Genomic DNA, 15,202 nt, shown 5'->3' with positions numbered 1-15,202 from the left:
TCCCGGCAAACCTGAAAAGATTAATAAGGAATGGTCTGATTTAAGTTAGCATTTATCTGAAAGGTGAACTCATGCAATTGCTGTTAATTCATTCCGATTACATAGAATACGAGGTCAAAAAAAGTACCCCGGTTGCTGAAAAGATTGAAGAGTCATTCAGATCCGGCAGGCTTGATGAGGCCCTTACCGCTTTTATCGCAGTCGAGAAGGTTGATGAGTCCGGTGTGGAAGAGATTGTAGAAAGGGCTGTCAATGAAATAAGAAACGTTGCAGGGCAGGTTAAAGCAGAGAACATTATGCTTTATCCGTATGCACACCTCAGCTCCGATCTTTCATCCCCGAAGGTCGCTGTCTCTGTTCTGAAAAGTATTGAAAAGGAACTCTCCGGGGGTTTCAATATTAAAAGAGCACCCTTTGGATGGTATAAAGCCTTTAAGATCAGCTGTAAGGGACACCCGCTGTCCGAACTTTCCCGGTCAATTGTGCCTGAAGGCAGGTCCGTGAGCTGCGGAGAAGGCGTGCTTGTTTCGGAGGAAAAGGAAGAAGTTGTTTCCGAAGCACTTAAAGCGGAAAGTACAGCTAGATCATACTGGCATATTCTCACTCCTGACGGTGAACTTCACAGTACCGATGATTTTGACTTTAAAGGACATGAGAACCTCAAGAAGTTTGTCAATTACGAGATATCGAAACAAAGGGCTGTGGAAAGGGCTCCTCCTCATGTGGATCTAATGCGCAGGCTAGAGATCGCAGACTATGAACCCGGGTCTGATTCGGGTAACATGCGTTACTATCCCAAAGGCAGGCTGATCAAGTCATTGCTGGAGGACTATGTGCTGGATGAGTCCTATAAAGTGGGTGCCATGGAGGTTGAGACCCCACTGATGTATGATATGGAACATCCAACTCTGAAGAAGTACCTTGACAGGTTCCCGGCACGCCAGTACTCGATTGAGTCCGATAAAAGGAACATGTTTTTGAGATTTGCCGCATGTTTCGGTCAGTTCCTCATGAACCATGACATGACGATTTCCTACAAGAACCTGCCAATGAAGATGATCGAGATGACTCGCTACAGTTTCCGTAAGGAACAGCGCGGGGAACTTGTTGGTCTCAGACGTCTGCGTGCGTTCACAATGCCGGATATGCACAGTCTCTGTACTGATATGGAGCAGGCAGTCTCACAGTTTGATGACCAATATAATATGTGCATCTCGGTGCTCGATAAGGTGGGCATCAAGGTAGATGATTTTGAAGTTGCCATCAGATTTACCAGGGATTTCTATGAAGAGAACAAGGATTTCATAACAAACCTTGCAAGAACCGTGGACAAACCCGTACTTGTGGAGATGTGGGATACCAGATTCTTCTATTTCGTTCTCAAGTTCGAGTTTAACTTCGTGGATGCTCTCGCAAAGGCAAGTGCACTTTCAACCGTCCAGATAGATGTCGAGAATGCGGAAAGGTATGATATCAACTATATCGACACGGACGGATCCGCAAAGAGACCAATAATACTTCACTGCTCTCCAAGTGGTGCCATCGAGCGCTGTATCTACGGGCTGCTTGAGAAAGAGGCCATGAAGGCTGAAGCAGGTGAAGTTCCGATGCTTCCGGTCTGGCTCTCTCCGACCCAGGTGAGGATAATTCCTATCTCGGAAAAGCATATGGACTTTGCATTACAGGTAGCGGATCAGCTTGACTGCCGTGTTGACATCGATGACCGCGAGGATACCGTGGGTAAGAAAGTCCGTGAAGCAGGCCGCGAATGGGTGCCCTATGTGGTCGTTGTCGGTGATAAGGAGGTCGAGACCGGCAATATCAATGTGACTCTCAGAGCGGAATCCCAGGCCAAAAAACCGAAGAAGGTTGAAATGACAGCAAAAGAGCTCAATGCCAGGATACAGTCAGAGGTGCAGGGAATGCCTTACAAGGGTCTGCCCCTTGCAAAACTTCTGTCCTCAAGGCCAAAGTTCTTATAATTCACAGATAAATTAAGCTGTATGCAGGATGTAAACACAAATGCGGAGGCACATGCCTCTGCAACTATTCTTGTTTCCGGGAGAGTGCAGGGAGTATATTTTCGTAAGTTCACTGTAGATAATGCTACGGAGCTCGGGCTTACAGGCTTTGCGAAGAACCTTCCGGATGGCAGGGTGGAAGTAGTAGCGGAAGGTAAGCGTGCCGATATTGAGAAACTGCTGGGACTGCTGGGAGAAGGTCCCTCACATGCGGCCGTGAAAGATCTTGATGTCAACTGGTCTTCCTATTCGGGGAAATTCACTGACTTCAGGATACACAGGTGAGATTGTGTTCTCAATTGTCATCTAGCTTACTTTCGATATATGTGGCAAGGATTGCCCTCTTAAATATACTTAATTGATGTTTCCGGAATGGTAAACTTATGTTCGATATAATTATTGTCAGGTATGGAGAACTGGCCCTGAAGAGCACCGGTGTCAGGAACTGGTACGAGAAGATATTGATGAGCAATATTGAGGCAATGCTCAAACAGAACGGTGTATCCTATTCCGGGATAAGCCGTGAATGGGGCAGAATATTCGTACATAGCTCCGATCCCGATGCAGCCCGGTCTGCAGCAGATGTCTTTGGGGTTGTTTCCACATCTCCTGCCTATACCACAGATCCTACGATCGAGTCCGCATCAAAGATGTGTGCAACAGTGGCGGATGGTTTTGTAGGGCCTGATGAATCCTTTGCTATAAGGGCAAAGCGTACGGGAAATCATGATTTTTCGTCCAATGACCTTGCAAGAAAATGTGGCGATGCGGTATGGACGATGCTTGAATCAAAGGGTATCGAGCCTTCGGTGGATCTGACAAACCCTGACAGGGAGATATTCGTGGAGATGCGTCAGAACCATGCATACGTTTACACGGAAACCGTGGATGGTGTGGGTGGCCTGCCGATCGGTACGCAGGGCAAGATGGTGGCTCTCGTATCAGGTGGTATCGATTCCCCGGTGGCTACATGGCTTCTGATGAAGCGGGGCGTGGAGATCGTTCCTATCTACTGTAACAATGAACCCTTCAGCACTGAACGTGCAAGACAGAGGACAATGGATTGTATTGAGCAGCTTCAGAAATGGTGCCCGGGTCATCCGTTGAAAATATATGAGGTTCCCAATGGTCGCAATCTTGAAGCCTTCATCGACAAATGTGAAAGGGGTAAGACCTGTGTGCTCTGCAAGCGTACCATGTACAGGATCGCATTTGAGATCATGAAAAAAGAAGGTGCTTCAGGTATAGTCACAGGCTCATCTCTTGGTCAGGTTGCCTCTCAGACTGCAGCGAACATGTATGCTGAGATATACGGGATCTGTGCTCCTATCTATCATCCGCTCATCGGTCTTGACAAGAATGAGATAATAGATATAGCAAAGAAAATAGGCACTTTCGATATTTCCATAATGCAGGCAGGAAGCTGTCTGGCGGTTCCCGAGCGTCCGGAGGTAAAAGCCAAATCCACTTCTCTTCCGATCGAAGAAGAAAAAGTGGATATTGAAAACATGGTTGAATATTCTGTAAACAATGCCAGAGTTTCCAGACTGTGATCATATCTCGGGTTTCTGATTTTATTCTCAGGAACCTTTTTTGAGTATCTTTACTTTTTAGTATCTTAATCATGTTTTTTTAGTTCCAGTGCACAGATATAAAAAATTAACTAGAACTCAAAAATAGGTCTCATCATGCCTTCATCATATTATATGGTTTAGAGTGTCGTGAGAAATCCTTATATATTATTATTTCCTATGCACAGTTAGGCGCACAAACTCACAGCAAATGAATTTTAGCACAAATTTCATCCTTTATCTCTCGTCCATTCCCTCAATTATTCCCGTGCGCCTACACTCTTTTTTAATGGTTTTATTCCGTTGAGTTGAACTTAGATATTTCCGGGAATATCCTTCTCCATGTTCAATAGCAAATTTTATATAAAAATGAGATATATAATTGTCTAATAGCGATTAGTTTTTCCTGTTGTAGTTGATTTCTATGAGTGAGTTTCCCTGGGAAGTAAAAAAGAATTCCGGTAAGGAATCGTCTGAAGCGGAAGGAGCCGGTCCCGATAACCCGGGTTCTGAGAAAACCGGTACAAAACCATCTATTCCTGACATACTTGCCAATGCATTCTCCGAAACTCCCATGGAAGAGATCAAACCGGAATTCCCTTCTCAATCAGGGATGCCTGATGAACAAAGCCAACAGTCAGCTCCTCCTGGTTTTGGAAATATAGCAGACCTGTCTGAAATCAGCTCTGCCGGAGATCAAAATCAGGGATCACCACAGTCACATGTGGATGACCTTCCTCCATTTATGCAGCCGGGGAACAACACCGAGCAAATCACTGCAAATGAAGGTGCTCCATCTTCTGATTCAATTAACATCGATGATATCATTAATAATCCGCCGGTTTCAGGAAATATTCCTACTGAAAATCCTGAAGCTCCTAAAAAGAAATCAAGAAAATCTCCTCCTCCGCTGTTCAAACCAGTGTTGCCTGGTGATGGGGATGAGGAAGCTGCGGAAGTCAAGCCTGCAGTAGAAGCTCTGAACTCCGCACCGGGACTATTTGAAAAGCCTGCTTTTTCTCCTGAACCTTCTCCTGAGACTTCAGCTCCTGAAGGAAGTAATATTCCAGATGATCCTTTCCAGAATCACGCTCCTTTTCCGGAGGAAGCACCGCAGGATATGTTTCCTCCTCAGGAAAATATGGGCCCTGAAATAAAGGACGAACCCGAAAACCCTTTCCCAGAAACAGCAGACCCTTCAAAAGATCCATTTGCTCAGGCTCCTTCTCCAGATAATCCATTCTCATCTTCTATGCCCAATTTTAACGGGCAACTACCTGACTATGTTGAACCTTCTGCTAACCCATTCTCTGATTCTTCCGCTTCTCCGGATCCTGTTACAAATCCCATTCCTGGTACTGATAATCCATTTTCAGATCAGTCCACTCCTTCAGACAATACAACACCGGATACTGAGAAAGATCCTTCAAATCCTTTTTCAGAATCTCCAGGACCTTCTCAGAATCCATTCCCTGGACCTACTAGCCATTCAGGGGACCCTTTTTCAGGACCGGGGCAGCAGGCTGCAAGTCCGTTTCCTGATTTTATTCCTCCAAGTTCAAGTCCTTTTCCGGAACATGAGCCCAGCAAGGGAGAAAAACCCAATCTCTCAGGCCTTGTAAGCTCGATTGGTGAATCCGTAAAGTTTGATGAGCTTGCCAGGCATTTTGACGGGATCAGCGGAAAACTAAAGTCCGTGTTCGCCAGTCTTACAAAGGGACAGAGTCTGATTGAGAGGATGGATGAATTAACCGATAATAAGGAAGCATCGGCAGATGAGCTTAGAGAATCTCCTTTCGATGCAGATATTCCAACAAATGATCCATTTTCTGAGCCTGCTTCTCCAGAAGCAGATCCTTTCCAGTCAACTGTCGGGCCGGATGTTCCAAAATTTGAAGATAGTATGGCACACGCACCTGAATCTGCAGGTGTTTCTCCATTTGACGAAAATATAGAAGGAGGATCCGGGGATATTCGGAAAGTAACATCAGTGTCAGAACCTCTGATGGAGCTTAAAGAGGAACACAGGATCGATCCCTTCGAAGATCTTGACAATGAAGGGAGGAAAGCTCCAATTCCCGGTACAGGTGAGGATATATCGAGGACAATTCCGGTGGGGGATCAGGTAGGGGAAATTGCTTCGGATTCATCTGCGGATGGTCTGTCTGATCTGTCTGTAGAATTGTCTGATAATCTCTCGGATCTTTCTGATAATCTCAATGAAAAGTCCGGAAAAGGTGAGGTGGAAAAGCCAAAAGCGGTTTCGGAATCAGAACTTGCGCGGATGGGGCAGATGTCTACTGATATTGAGGGTCTCAGGTCAGAGCTTGAAGTAATGCTCTCGCGTTTCGAGAATGTGGAAGGCAATGTCTCGGATCTGTCAGAAACAGTATCCGGCTTTGGTCCGCTGATCTCATCCGGAAAAGAGAATGAAGAACTGCTGGCAGGCACTGCCGGCAAGGTCGAGTCTCTTGATGGAAAAGTGGATGCCCTCGAAGGAAAGGTCTACAATATCGAAAGCTCACTGGTGAGTGTGCAGGCCGATAATGAGGATATCAGGTCAAGCCTTACAAGGATAGAAGAAAATGTTGCGGAACTTGTGAATTCCTATACTGCCCTGCTGGTACAGGTGCATGAGTCTGCCCAGGAATCCGACGCAAGGTTCTCTCAGATCGAAAATGCGCTGGAGGTACTTGAGCCATTTGAGACCCGCTTCTCTGCAATTGAGAAATCCCAGGAGGAGGCAAGGTCCACATCCATGGAACTGGCTCGGTCGGTGAGTTCTCTTGTGGACGAACTCGGAACAACTTCTTCGGGTTTCGATGAGTTCAAACAGGATTCTGAGTCAAGACAGGATAAACTCGAGGAGAACATAGGCTCTGTAACCGAATATCTGGATTCCGAACTGAAAAAGCTGGGTGCACGCAGCTATAAGGGATTTGGCCAGAACGTGCATCTTTCCAATATCATGAAGAATTCCACCAATATGAAACTCTGCATGGAATGGCTTGAGTTTTTGATGGAGCTGGCAGGCAGGAACAATCTTCCTGATATCCTGTCTTACTATGAGGACCTTGGCTGGATTACTGAAGATGTCAGGGTTGAATTGCTGCACTATGCCGAAGGAATTGATTTCTATATGGAAAAGCCCGACTGGAAACTAACTCCTGATGATCACGTCAAGTCCATCTGGTTCATTGAGAGCCTTGCAGGTATGAAGGTCGATAAGAACAGGCTTTCTGTTATCGAGCGTGATATCGAGAAGGTCAAGAAGGGTAATGAGATATATGGTATATAAGTCAGTTTTTTCTTTTATGCTGAAGCCAACTTGCTTATGAGTTAATAAAAGAAATGTTGTGAACCTGGCTGGCTCACAAAAGCTGATTTTTCCTGATTTTACACTGTTTCTGTCACGTAGCTTTCGGAGCTCTGGTGGGTTTCTCCTGAAATGTCCATGGTCGCACCTGCCAGGAATATCTGGCTGAGCGGTGCTGTGATCAGCAAACCGATCAGCAGTGCGATTGCACCGATGACATTGAGGACTGCTATTATCACATAGATGATTATAGCTTCCACGGGGTTTTCCTTAACGATCTCAAAGGTCTCTTTAACAGCATCAACACCGTCGTATCCTTTGATAACAAGCAATGGCAAACCAAAGATAAAAACAATTCCGACTATTGTGCTAAGTATAGAGTGTATCTGGCCGGCTATGCCCAGCACAACAAGATATATGATCATGTATATCCAGCTCCGGATGAAGTTTCCATCCTTGAAACCCTGAAATACATCGTTGATCTCTACTGGTTCGTTTCTTGCTCCCTTTACGGCCATATATGTAAATCCCTAGGCAAGGGGAGCTATTGTCACTATAAGTATCGAACCGATAAATGCTATCAGTGCACCAACGGCATAAGTAACAATATTGTCTTTCTGGAAATTCCAGGCACTTTTCAATAAACTTTCATAATCCATTATAAACCACATCCTTAAAATGGTTATATAAATGGTCTCATGGAAAGTATATATACTTTTTTAAAATTTAATGAAATTCTAAATCAAAAAAAGAAAGAAAAAATGACGCATGATGCGTCACAGGTTTGTTTTAGTCTTAGAAGTTGACCTTCATGTCAGCAATCATCTGCTGGCTTGATACGTCAATAAGCTTGACGTTGACTGTATCACCTGAAGTTGCAATAGTTTCCGATGTACCTGGGTATAATGTAGTATTTGCGTCATCCAGTGATGAACCTACATTATATGTTGATGCATTTTTGATGATATATACTGTTTCGCCAGCTTCAAATGTTGTGTCTGAAAGGGTGAACTCACCTTTTGTTCCACCAACAGTGATTTTTGTTTTCGCATCTGTAAGTGTTATTGCGTCACCGCCTCGGTGTTCCAGCTTTACGATGTTCAAGCTGCTGTTTGATGATGTGTCACCGCTCGCTCTCAGACTTGCCTGTGGTGCCTGCTCAGGTGGTCCCATGCCGAATACGAATGCTGCGATAACTGCAGCAAGGATTACAGTGATTGCGACCATCAGAATTACACCGATGACCGGGGATACTGCATCCTCTTCCTTTAAGAATTGGTTTGCTTTACTCATGTTCTGTTCCTCTCTCATTCAAAAGTCTACACTTTCTTTTGCTTTTTTTTCTGGACAACTTTTTCAAGTTTCTTTGTCCACATTTTATCGTCGAGGTCGGTGTATTCGCACTCGAGATAATGTTGCACTGCCATACTCAGGGCTTCTTTTGTAGACGACTCGTTACACTTTTTCTTAAGAGCCGCCAATTCATCCTCTGTGAGTACCGTTTGTGCGTGTACAATCTTTACCATTGTATCTCCTGAGTGTTCGACTTTGAATCATTTGATGAGCACTGCTGCTCAATCATCATCATTATAATAATTATGTAGTTGGTATAAATACTTTTTGTGTTAATGATGAATGAGCTTTATGCCCCTTTAGTGCTATAGATTTCATTTTATATTAATGTTATTATATTCTGGAAGATTAGTGATGATTGAGGTGCAGCTTTGCTCATCAAAGCCGGAACAGCGTAGAATATGTAATATGCACTTCTATATTAATATTTACAGTTAATTCCTTACTATCTTTTAGCAAATGTATCTGGATACCTCTCATAATTAATCTCATCCTGCCGGCAAACCAGAAATACAACTTAACATATTATAGATGCAGGTACTTATTGTTGTGATCAGGAAGAAACATATCATGGTTCCAAGTCGTTTCATAATTACAGTTATTGGTATTGATAAAGTCGGTATTGTTGCAGGTGTTACAAAGGTTATGGCAGATTTTCATGTAAATATCGTGGACATCAGTCAGACCATAATGGAAGATCTGTTCACGATGATCATGCTGGCAGAAGTAAAGAAAGGCAATTTTGACCTTGTAGCATTCCAGAAGGCAATGTCTGACGAGGGTAGCGAACTGGGTGTTGAGGTGAAAGTCCAGCATGAAGACACCTTCCGTTTCATGCACAGGATCTAAAGGAGGTATGGCCGTGCTAATTCATCCGGAAGAGATCCTCGAGACCATTCAGATGGTGAGCAATGAGAATCTGGATATCAGGACTGTGACCATGGGAATTAGCCTGCGTGACTGCGGCAATCCTGATATTGATGTCCTGAATGAGAATATTTACAGGAAAATCACTACCTATGCACGTGATCTTGTGAAAACAACCGATGCGGTGCAGAATCTTTACGGTATCCCTATAATAAACAAAAGAATTTCAGTCACTCCCATTGCCGTGGTTGCAGAAGGTTGTGATACGCCCGATTTCAGTTCAGTAGCCAAAACGCTGGACAGGGCTGCCGAGGATGTTGGGGTGGATTTTATCGGAGGCTTCAGTGCCCTCGTACAGAAAGGCATGACTGCAGGTGATCTGAAACTCATAAAGTCAATTCCTGAGGCACTTTCTAGCACAAAGAAGGTCTGCTCATCAATCAACGTGGCAACAACCAAAGCCGGAATAAATATGGATGCTGTCTCACTCATGGGTGATATCGTAAAGGAAACGGCACAGAGAACTGCTGATCAGGGAGGTATCGGATGTGCAAAACTCGTGATCTTTGCAAACGCCCCCGATGACAATCCTTTTATGGCAGGTGCATTCCACGGAATCGGTGAGCCCGAGTGTACTATTAATGTAGGTGTGAGTGGCCCGGGAGTGGTGAACTCAGCTGTACGATCACTGGAAGATCCTACACTGGGTGATATCTCGGAATGCATCAAGAAAACTTCCTTCAAAATCACACGCATGGGTGAGGTAATCGGAAGGGAAGTAGCAAAACGTCTTGATGCGAACTTCGGTGTTCTTGACCTATCCCTTGCCCCGACTCCTGCCATCGGTGACAGTGTTGCTGCGATACTTGAGGCAATGGGTCTTGAAAGTTGTGGCACTCACGGTACCACTGCCGCACTTGCTCTTCTGAATGATGCTGTCAAAAAGGGTGGAGCAATGGCATCATCTTCTGTCGGTGGTCTCAGTGGTGCTTTCATACCTGTCAGTGAGGACGCGGGTATGATACGGGCAGTACAAAGAGGCTCGTTAAGTCTTGATAAACTGGAAGCTATGACCAGCGTTTGCTCGGTGGGTCTGGATATGATTGCGGTTCCGGGTAAGACGCCTGCCTCCACAATATCTGCGATTATTGCAGACGAGATGGCAATTGGTATGGTCAACAAGAAGACAACTGCCGTACGTCTCATTCCTGCTCCCGGTAAGGATGTCGGTGATACCGTGGAATTCGGCGGACTTCTGGGCATGGCACCCGTGATGCCGGTTAATGAATATAGTTCGGAGAAGTTCATTGCAAGGGGTGGCAGGATACCTGCGCCTATTCAGGCATTAACCAACTGAATATTAGTTCCATCTGTTTAAACTTGCGGGAATATCTGAATTGGAAGGACCAAAAAATATGATCATAACACTTATCGGTATGCCGGGTGCGGGCAAGAGTTCAGCTGGTAAGATGCTCGCCCGACGTCTGGGTTATTGTTTTATTGATACTGATGATCTGGTAAGGGAATACTCGGGTGCGGCCCTTCAGCAACTCATTGACGAAAAAGGTGATCTTGCTCTGATAGATGTGGAAGAGCAATGCATCCTTTCACTTGAGCTGCAGGATAATTGTATCATTTCCACGGGCGGTAGTGTGATCTATTCAGAAAAAGCAATGCATTTCCTTCAGGAAAACTCATGCATTGTTTTTCTGGACGTGCCCTTTGGTATAATCAAAATAAGGCTTTCTAATCTGGACACACGGGGAGTTGTAGGTTTGAAAGATAAAGGATTATATCAGCTCTACAGGGAAAGGTCCCTACTTTATGCAGAGTTTGCAGATATCAGGATAAAGGTCAGGGGTAAGGACAAAATCAAGGACGTTGTGGAGAAAATAGTCATGCAGCTACCAGATAAATTGTGATTTTTCTGGTAACCAGTGGTTATCTCCTCTGGCTGGCATATTTTTACTTTTTTTCTTTCTTATTTTTCCACCATATTTTCACTCTGGTCGAACGGGCATCATGTATATAATTTCCATGCTCATTTCTTAGTTTGCTTTCAAGGTATTGTTCAAGTATCTTTTTCTGCTTATCATTTTTCAATGCGAAATGGTTTGAAAGATTTTCCATAGCTTCATTCGGAGTAGAATATGCTTCGGTTCGTCCAAGAGTGAATGTTTCCATATTGGGATAAATTCCCATCTGGTACAGGACATTATATAGTACATCGCATTTTGGGCTGGGTTTGTATTCTTTTCTGTGTAATTTCGGCCATATTTCCTTTGAATATCTGTCCCATGATCTTTCACCTGCAAACCAGTAGAGGTAGATGTATCCTGAAGAAACCGCTTCCATATCTTCTATGGCCTTACGGATATCAGGCATTCCCAGGGAGAATGATGCTATTATTATATCATAGGGTCCTTCAAGGTCCTTTTCAGTGTCAATGTCTTCCCATCTTTTTTTGATAATGCTGATATTGTCACATTCCTTCTCTTCCATATTCTCTTTCAGGACCTCGACCATGCCAGTGGATGGTTCTACAGCGGTAACATGGGCGACCTTCTGTGAAAGTGGGATTGCGAGTGACCCCGGACCTGCTCCGATATCGAGTACCCTTGATTCCGGTGTGATGTTGAGTCCTTCGATAGTTTTTCTAGCTCTTTTATTCCCATCTCTCTGTGTCATTTCCCAGAATCTTCTTGCAGCATCCTTTTCTTCCCAGATGGAGGCACATTCTTTTCGATTGCTGCTTTCCTGGTGCTTTCTTAGCTGCTCTTTCCATACATTGTTCCAGTCTATATCCTGCGGGTCCATGTCGGGTTCCTGTTTTATTTTTAGAATTAATTTTTTATGTTCAGTGGGTTGGTATTATCACTGCATGGTCCATGTAGTTCTGTATAGTTACCGGCACACCGTATACTTCCTGTATGATCTGCGGTGTAATGTCCTCCATACTTCCGGCCGCAAAAATTGTCCCGTCTTTCAGGAAGAGGAACTTGTCGGAGTATCTGAATGCAAGATTGAGGTCGTGCATTGTTATGATTGCGGATACGTTCTCATTCCGGACCACTTCCCGTACTGTATCCAGTATTCCAAGCTGGTTTTTCAGATCCAGGCTGCTTGTCGGCTCATCCAGCAACAGCAACTTCGGATTCTGGGCAATTGCACGTGCAATACCCACTTTCTGCAGCTCTCCGCCGCTCAGCTCATCGATATATCTCAGTGCCATATCTTCGAGATGAAGTTTCTTAATTGTTTCTTCTACTTTCCTTATGTCTTCCGATGAAACATTCCATTTCATGTGGGGCATCCTGCCAAGGAGGATTGCATCAAAAGCAGTAAGCCTGGCAGGTTCGCACCGCTGAGGTACGTATCCCACGCGCCTTGCGATCTCCTTCTGCTCCAGCTTGAGAACATCCTCCCTGTCAACCATTATGGTTCCATTCTGTGGCTTGAGGATGGTGTTCATACATTTCAGGAGCGTTGTTTTCCCGACTCCGTTTGGTCCGAGTATTGAAAGTATTTCATTCTTCTCCAGATGGAATTCAATATCTTTTAGTACTTCCTTGCTTTTGTACCGGAATTCAATCCCGTTTACTTCTAGTATCAAATTCTTCTCCCCTTCAGTATTATATAGATAAATGCGGGTGCTCCCAGGAATGATGTTAGTACGGCCACCGGAAGCTGGTAAGGCTGGATAATGATCCTTGCGACGGTGTCAGCAGAAAGCAGTAGTAATGATCCTATCACAATACTTCCGATTATCAGGAATCTATGATCATCGCCGATCATCCTGCGCGCCATATGCGGGCAGATCAATCCCACAAATCCGATGACTCCCAGAAAGGCAACGATCATTGCGGTAACAAAGGAAGCACACATCATTCCCCGAAGCCTTACCTTCTCAACATCGACTCCCAGTCCTTTTGCAGTTTCATCTCCGGCGTCGATTGCATTGTATTTCCAGCGGTTGAGTGTGAAGTAGATCGTCGAAGCTATTACTATTATAGCTATAATTCCAAGCTCTTCCCAGCTTGCCCGGGAAGTGTCTCCGAATGTCCAGAACACCACGGATGCAAGCTGAACATCATCGGCAAAGTACTGCAGAAACATGGTTCCGGCGGTGAATAATGAACCCATTGCGACTCCGACAAGTATCATGACCTCGGGACTTGTGCTTCTGAGTCTTGAGAATGCCAGAATGATGACGGTGACCAGCATGGCAAACAGGAATGCTACCGCCGTGGTGGTATGCGGGTTATTGATGGTTACCGCATCTCCTACACTGCTGCTGGTACTGCCTGCTCCCAGTATGATTATGGAGAATGCCGCCCCGAATGCTGCTGCATTTGAGATTCCCAGTGTGAAAGGAGATCCAAGGGGATTGCGGAGGATGGACTGCATCACAACTCCTGTTACAGCCAGGCCGGCACCTGCGATGATCGCAGTGAGTACCTGAGGCAGTCTTACGTTCCATATGATACTGTCCCAGGTGCTTGACACGCTATTTCCGGCAAGGGTCATAACCACTACTGAAGGAGGGATGTCCACAGATCCTGTTGAGATCGACAGGATAGTTATCACCATAAGTAGTGTGATACCACCAAGGATGTAGCTGATCTTCCTGCCGGTGTGCTCCCTGTATCTCCGGCTGATCTCGCCTTTTTCACTGTACATTCTCATACATCCATTTTTGTGAATGCAGGGACTGAGAAGACATTTATCATATTCTCGTAGACTTCCCGTCCCTTCTGCTCATCGCCTCCTGCCACCAGGAATGTATAGATCTCTATTGTCTTTTCCTCAAGGTCAACATCCTCGAACTTGTCGGGATACAGTAGTTTACCTGCAAAATAAGCGTCTGCGAGTACGGATCCGTGGTTCTGTGTGTACCAGTTGTATGGCAGTACTCCGTAGACTTCGCCGCTTTTGACCGCGCTTAACTGCTGGTATGATTCATCATGTCGAAGCTGGTAGAGGGCACTTGACTGATCTTCCAGCTGTACGGTGGACAGGTCGACAAAAATTATCTCGGGGTCCCATCCGAGTATGCTTTCTCTGGAGACTTCTGCGGTGCTGAGGTTTGAATTATATGCAACATTCTTTGCGCTGGTGAACAGGAAAGGAGGATAACTTGGCTCGGTAGACTGGAAACCGTGAGGACCTGACCTGGCTATACCACCTACGTAACATGTGGTCTTATTTTCCTCTGCAATATCTGCGGTACGCTCATTGAGATCGGCAATACTTGTATCAAAGAATGAGATTACCTCCTCTGCACGTTCTTCTTTGCCCATGACCTCTCCCATTGTGCGAAGTGCCTGGTACATTTCATTCCTGTTATTGACCATGTCTCCGTAATTGAGGACTACTACGGGAATTCCTGTCTTTTCCTGCAACTCCGCCGGGTCATATCCCGAAGCTGAATAGGTCTTAAAAATTACCTGTGGCTGCGGGTCCAGTGTCAGTATCTTCTCGGGATCATCGTTACCCCTGAACTCTCCGAAAACCGGGTAATCCCTGAACTGTGGGTTTGCAAGTGCGTATGGTCTTGCGTCATACTCTGATTCCCTTGTCTCTATGCTATCCACGGCGACGATCCTGTCCTGCGCCTCAAGATATGTAAGGTATCTCAGGCATCCAGAACCGGAACAGATTACATATTCGGGGGATTCCGGTACTTCCACTGTCCTTCCTATTGCATCAGTGATGCTTATCGTATCGGCACTATGGCCGGTTGTATCTGTGTCCTGAGTGCCGGATGAGTTTCCCATACAGCCGGATAATAATGAAAAAAGGGCCAGTAGCGTTAAAACGAGTATAACCTGTTTTCTTTTGTTCTGCTTCATTTGCCTTCTCCAAGCGTCTTACTTTTACACATCTTATGTTAATTAAATATTAATAATTTATTGTTTTTTCATACTAGATAAAACAAAAAACAGCTAAAATCATAAAAACAAAAGTATTTGCAAATAGAGCGATTTGAGAAATCAATTTCATCCAGAGTTTTGATTGACAAAAATAAAATGTCGGAAACTGTTGTATTCAATGAATACAACGTGTTAATGTAT

15 protein-coding genes are annotated in these 15,202 nt (G+C 44.9%); 7 read left to right on the top strand and 8 right to left on the bottom strand.

Features of this window, described 5'->3' with window-relative positions; all coding sequences use genetic code 11:
• Positions 1-71 precede the first annotated feature (71 nt).
• The 4 genes from HWN40_RS10470 (at position 72) to HWN40_RS10455 (ending at position 6,890) form a co-directional block, all read left to right on the top strand.
• The gene (locus HWN40_RS10470) at positions 72-1,982 is read left to right on the top strand and encodes a threonine--tRNA ligase (RefSeq protein WP_176965675.1); all 1,911 of its coding nucleotides are present in this window, start codon (positions 72-74) and stop codon (positions 1,980-1,982) included.
• A 21-nt stretch (positions 1,983-2,003) separates the two neighbouring features.
• Complete coding sequence (locus tag HWN40_RS10465) at positions 2,004-2,306, top strand: acylphosphatase (RefSeq protein WP_176965674.1); 303 nt, start codon at positions 2,004-2,006, stop codon at positions 2,304-2,306.
• A 98-nt stretch (positions 2,307-2,404) separates the two neighbouring features.
• Complete coding sequence (thiI, locus tag HWN40_RS10460; protein WP_176965673.1) at positions 2,405-3,574, top strand: tRNA uracil 4-sulfurtransferase ThiI; 1,170 nt, start codon at positions 2,405-2,407, stop codon at positions 3,572-3,574.
• 442 nt (positions 3,575-4,016) lie between these two features.
• On the top strand, positions 4,017-6,890 hold the full coding sequence (locus tag HWN40_RS10455) for a FlaD/FlaE family flagellar protein (protein WP_176965672.1): 2,874 nt from the start codon (positions 4,017-4,019) through the stop codon (positions 6,888-6,890).
• 98 nt (positions 6,891-6,988) lie between these two features.
• Here HWN40_RS10455 and HWN40_RS10450 read toward each other — a convergent pair whose 3' ends face one another.
• From HWN40_RS10450 to HWN40_RS10440, 4 genes are all read right to left on the bottom strand, one after another.
• Positions 6,989-7,426: a hypothetical protein gene (locus tag HWN40_RS10450; protein WP_246275901.1), complete on the bottom strand. Its 438-nt coding sequence runs from the start codon at positions 7,424-7,426 to the stop codon at positions 6,989-6,991.
• A 12-nt stretch (positions 7,427-7,438) separates the two neighbouring features.
• Positions 7,439-7,567 (bottom strand): hypothetical protein, encoded by a 129-nt coding sequence (locus tag HWN40_RS13670; protein ID WP_281361331.1) that lies wholly within the window; start codon positions 7,565-7,567, stop codon positions 7,439-7,441.
• Positions 7,568-7,703: 136 nt separating this feature from the next.
• Positions 7,704-8,201, bottom strand: a complete 498-nt coding sequence (locus tag HWN40_RS10445) for a type IV pilin domain-containing protein (RefSeq protein WP_176965671.1) — start codon at positions 8,199-8,201, stop codon at positions 7,704-7,706.
• 26 nt (positions 8,202-8,227) lie between these two features.
• On the bottom strand, positions 8,228-8,434 hold the full coding sequence (locus HWN40_RS10440) for a DUF5371 family protein (RefSeq protein WP_091711067.1): 207 nt from the start codon (positions 8,432-8,434) through the stop codon (positions 8,228-8,230).
• 397 nt (positions 8,435-8,831) lie between these two features.
• On the opposite strand from HWN40_RS10440, the gene HWN40_RS10435 reads away from it, so the two are divergent.
• Genes HWN40_RS10435 through HWN40_RS10425 form a run of 3 tightly spaced genes read left to right on the top strand, consistent with a single transcriptional unit; the run spans position 8,832 to position 11,050 of the window.
• The gene (locus tag HWN40_RS10435) at positions 8,832-9,110 is read left to right on the top strand and encodes an ACT domain-containing protein (protein WP_176966387.1); all 279 of its coding nucleotides are present in this window, start codon (positions 8,832-8,834) and stop codon (positions 9,108-9,110) included.
• A 13-nt stretch (positions 9,111-9,123) separates the two neighbouring features.
• Positions 9,124-10,485, top strand: coding sequence for a PFL family protein (locus HWN40_RS10430; protein ID WP_176966386.1), 1,362 nt, complete (start codon positions 9,124-9,126; stop codon positions 10,483-10,485).
• A 58-nt stretch (positions 10,486-10,543) separates the two neighbouring features.
• Complete coding sequence (locus tag HWN40_RS10425) at positions 10,544-11,050, top strand: shikimate kinase (RefSeq protein ID WP_176965670.1); 507 nt, start codon at positions 10,544-10,546, stop codon at positions 11,048-11,050.
• Between the two features lie 43 nt (positions 11,051-11,093).
• On the opposite strand, the gene HWN40_RS10420 is transcribed toward HWN40_RS10425, so the two are convergent.
• Genes HWN40_RS10420 through HWN40_RS10405 form a run of 4 tightly spaced genes read right to left on the bottom strand, consistent with a single transcriptional unit; the run spans position 11,094 to position 14,980 of the window.
• A complete protein-coding gene (locus HWN40_RS10420; protein WP_176965669.1) occupies positions 11,094-11,945 on the bottom strand; it encodes a class I SAM-dependent methyltransferase in 852 nt (283 codons plus the stop codon).
• A 40-nt stretch (positions 11,946-11,985) separates the two neighbouring features.
• Positions 11,986-12,741, bottom strand: coding sequence for an ABC transporter ATP-binding protein (locus HWN40_RS10415; RefSeq protein ID WP_176965668.1), 756 nt, complete (start codon positions 12,739-12,741; stop codon positions 11,986-11,988).
• Positions 12,738-13,808 carry a FecCD family ABC transporter permease gene (locus HWN40_RS10410; protein ID WP_176965667.1) on the bottom strand — a complete coding sequence of 357 codons (1,071 nt, stop codon included), beginning with the start codon at positions 13,806-13,808 and terminating at the stop codon, positions 12,738-12,740. The genes HWN40_RS10415 and HWN40_RS10410 overlap by 4 nt, the downstream gene beginning before the upstream one ends.
• Before the next feature lie 2 nt (positions 13,809-13,810).
• Complete coding sequence (locus HWN40_RS10405; protein ID WP_176965666.1) at positions 13,811-14,980, bottom strand: iron ABC transporter substrate-binding protein; 1,170 nt, start codon at positions 14,978-14,980, stop codon at positions 13,811-13,813.
• Between the last annotated feature and the right edge of the window lie 222 nt (positions 14,981-15,202).

This window comes from Methanolobus zinderi (genome assembly GCF_013388255.1).
Taxonomy (GTDB): Archaea; Halobacteriota; Methanosarcinia; order Methanosarcinales; family Methanosarcinaceae; genus Methanolobus; species Methanolobus zinderi.
This window is presented reverse-complemented; position numbering and strand designations above follow the sequence as displayed.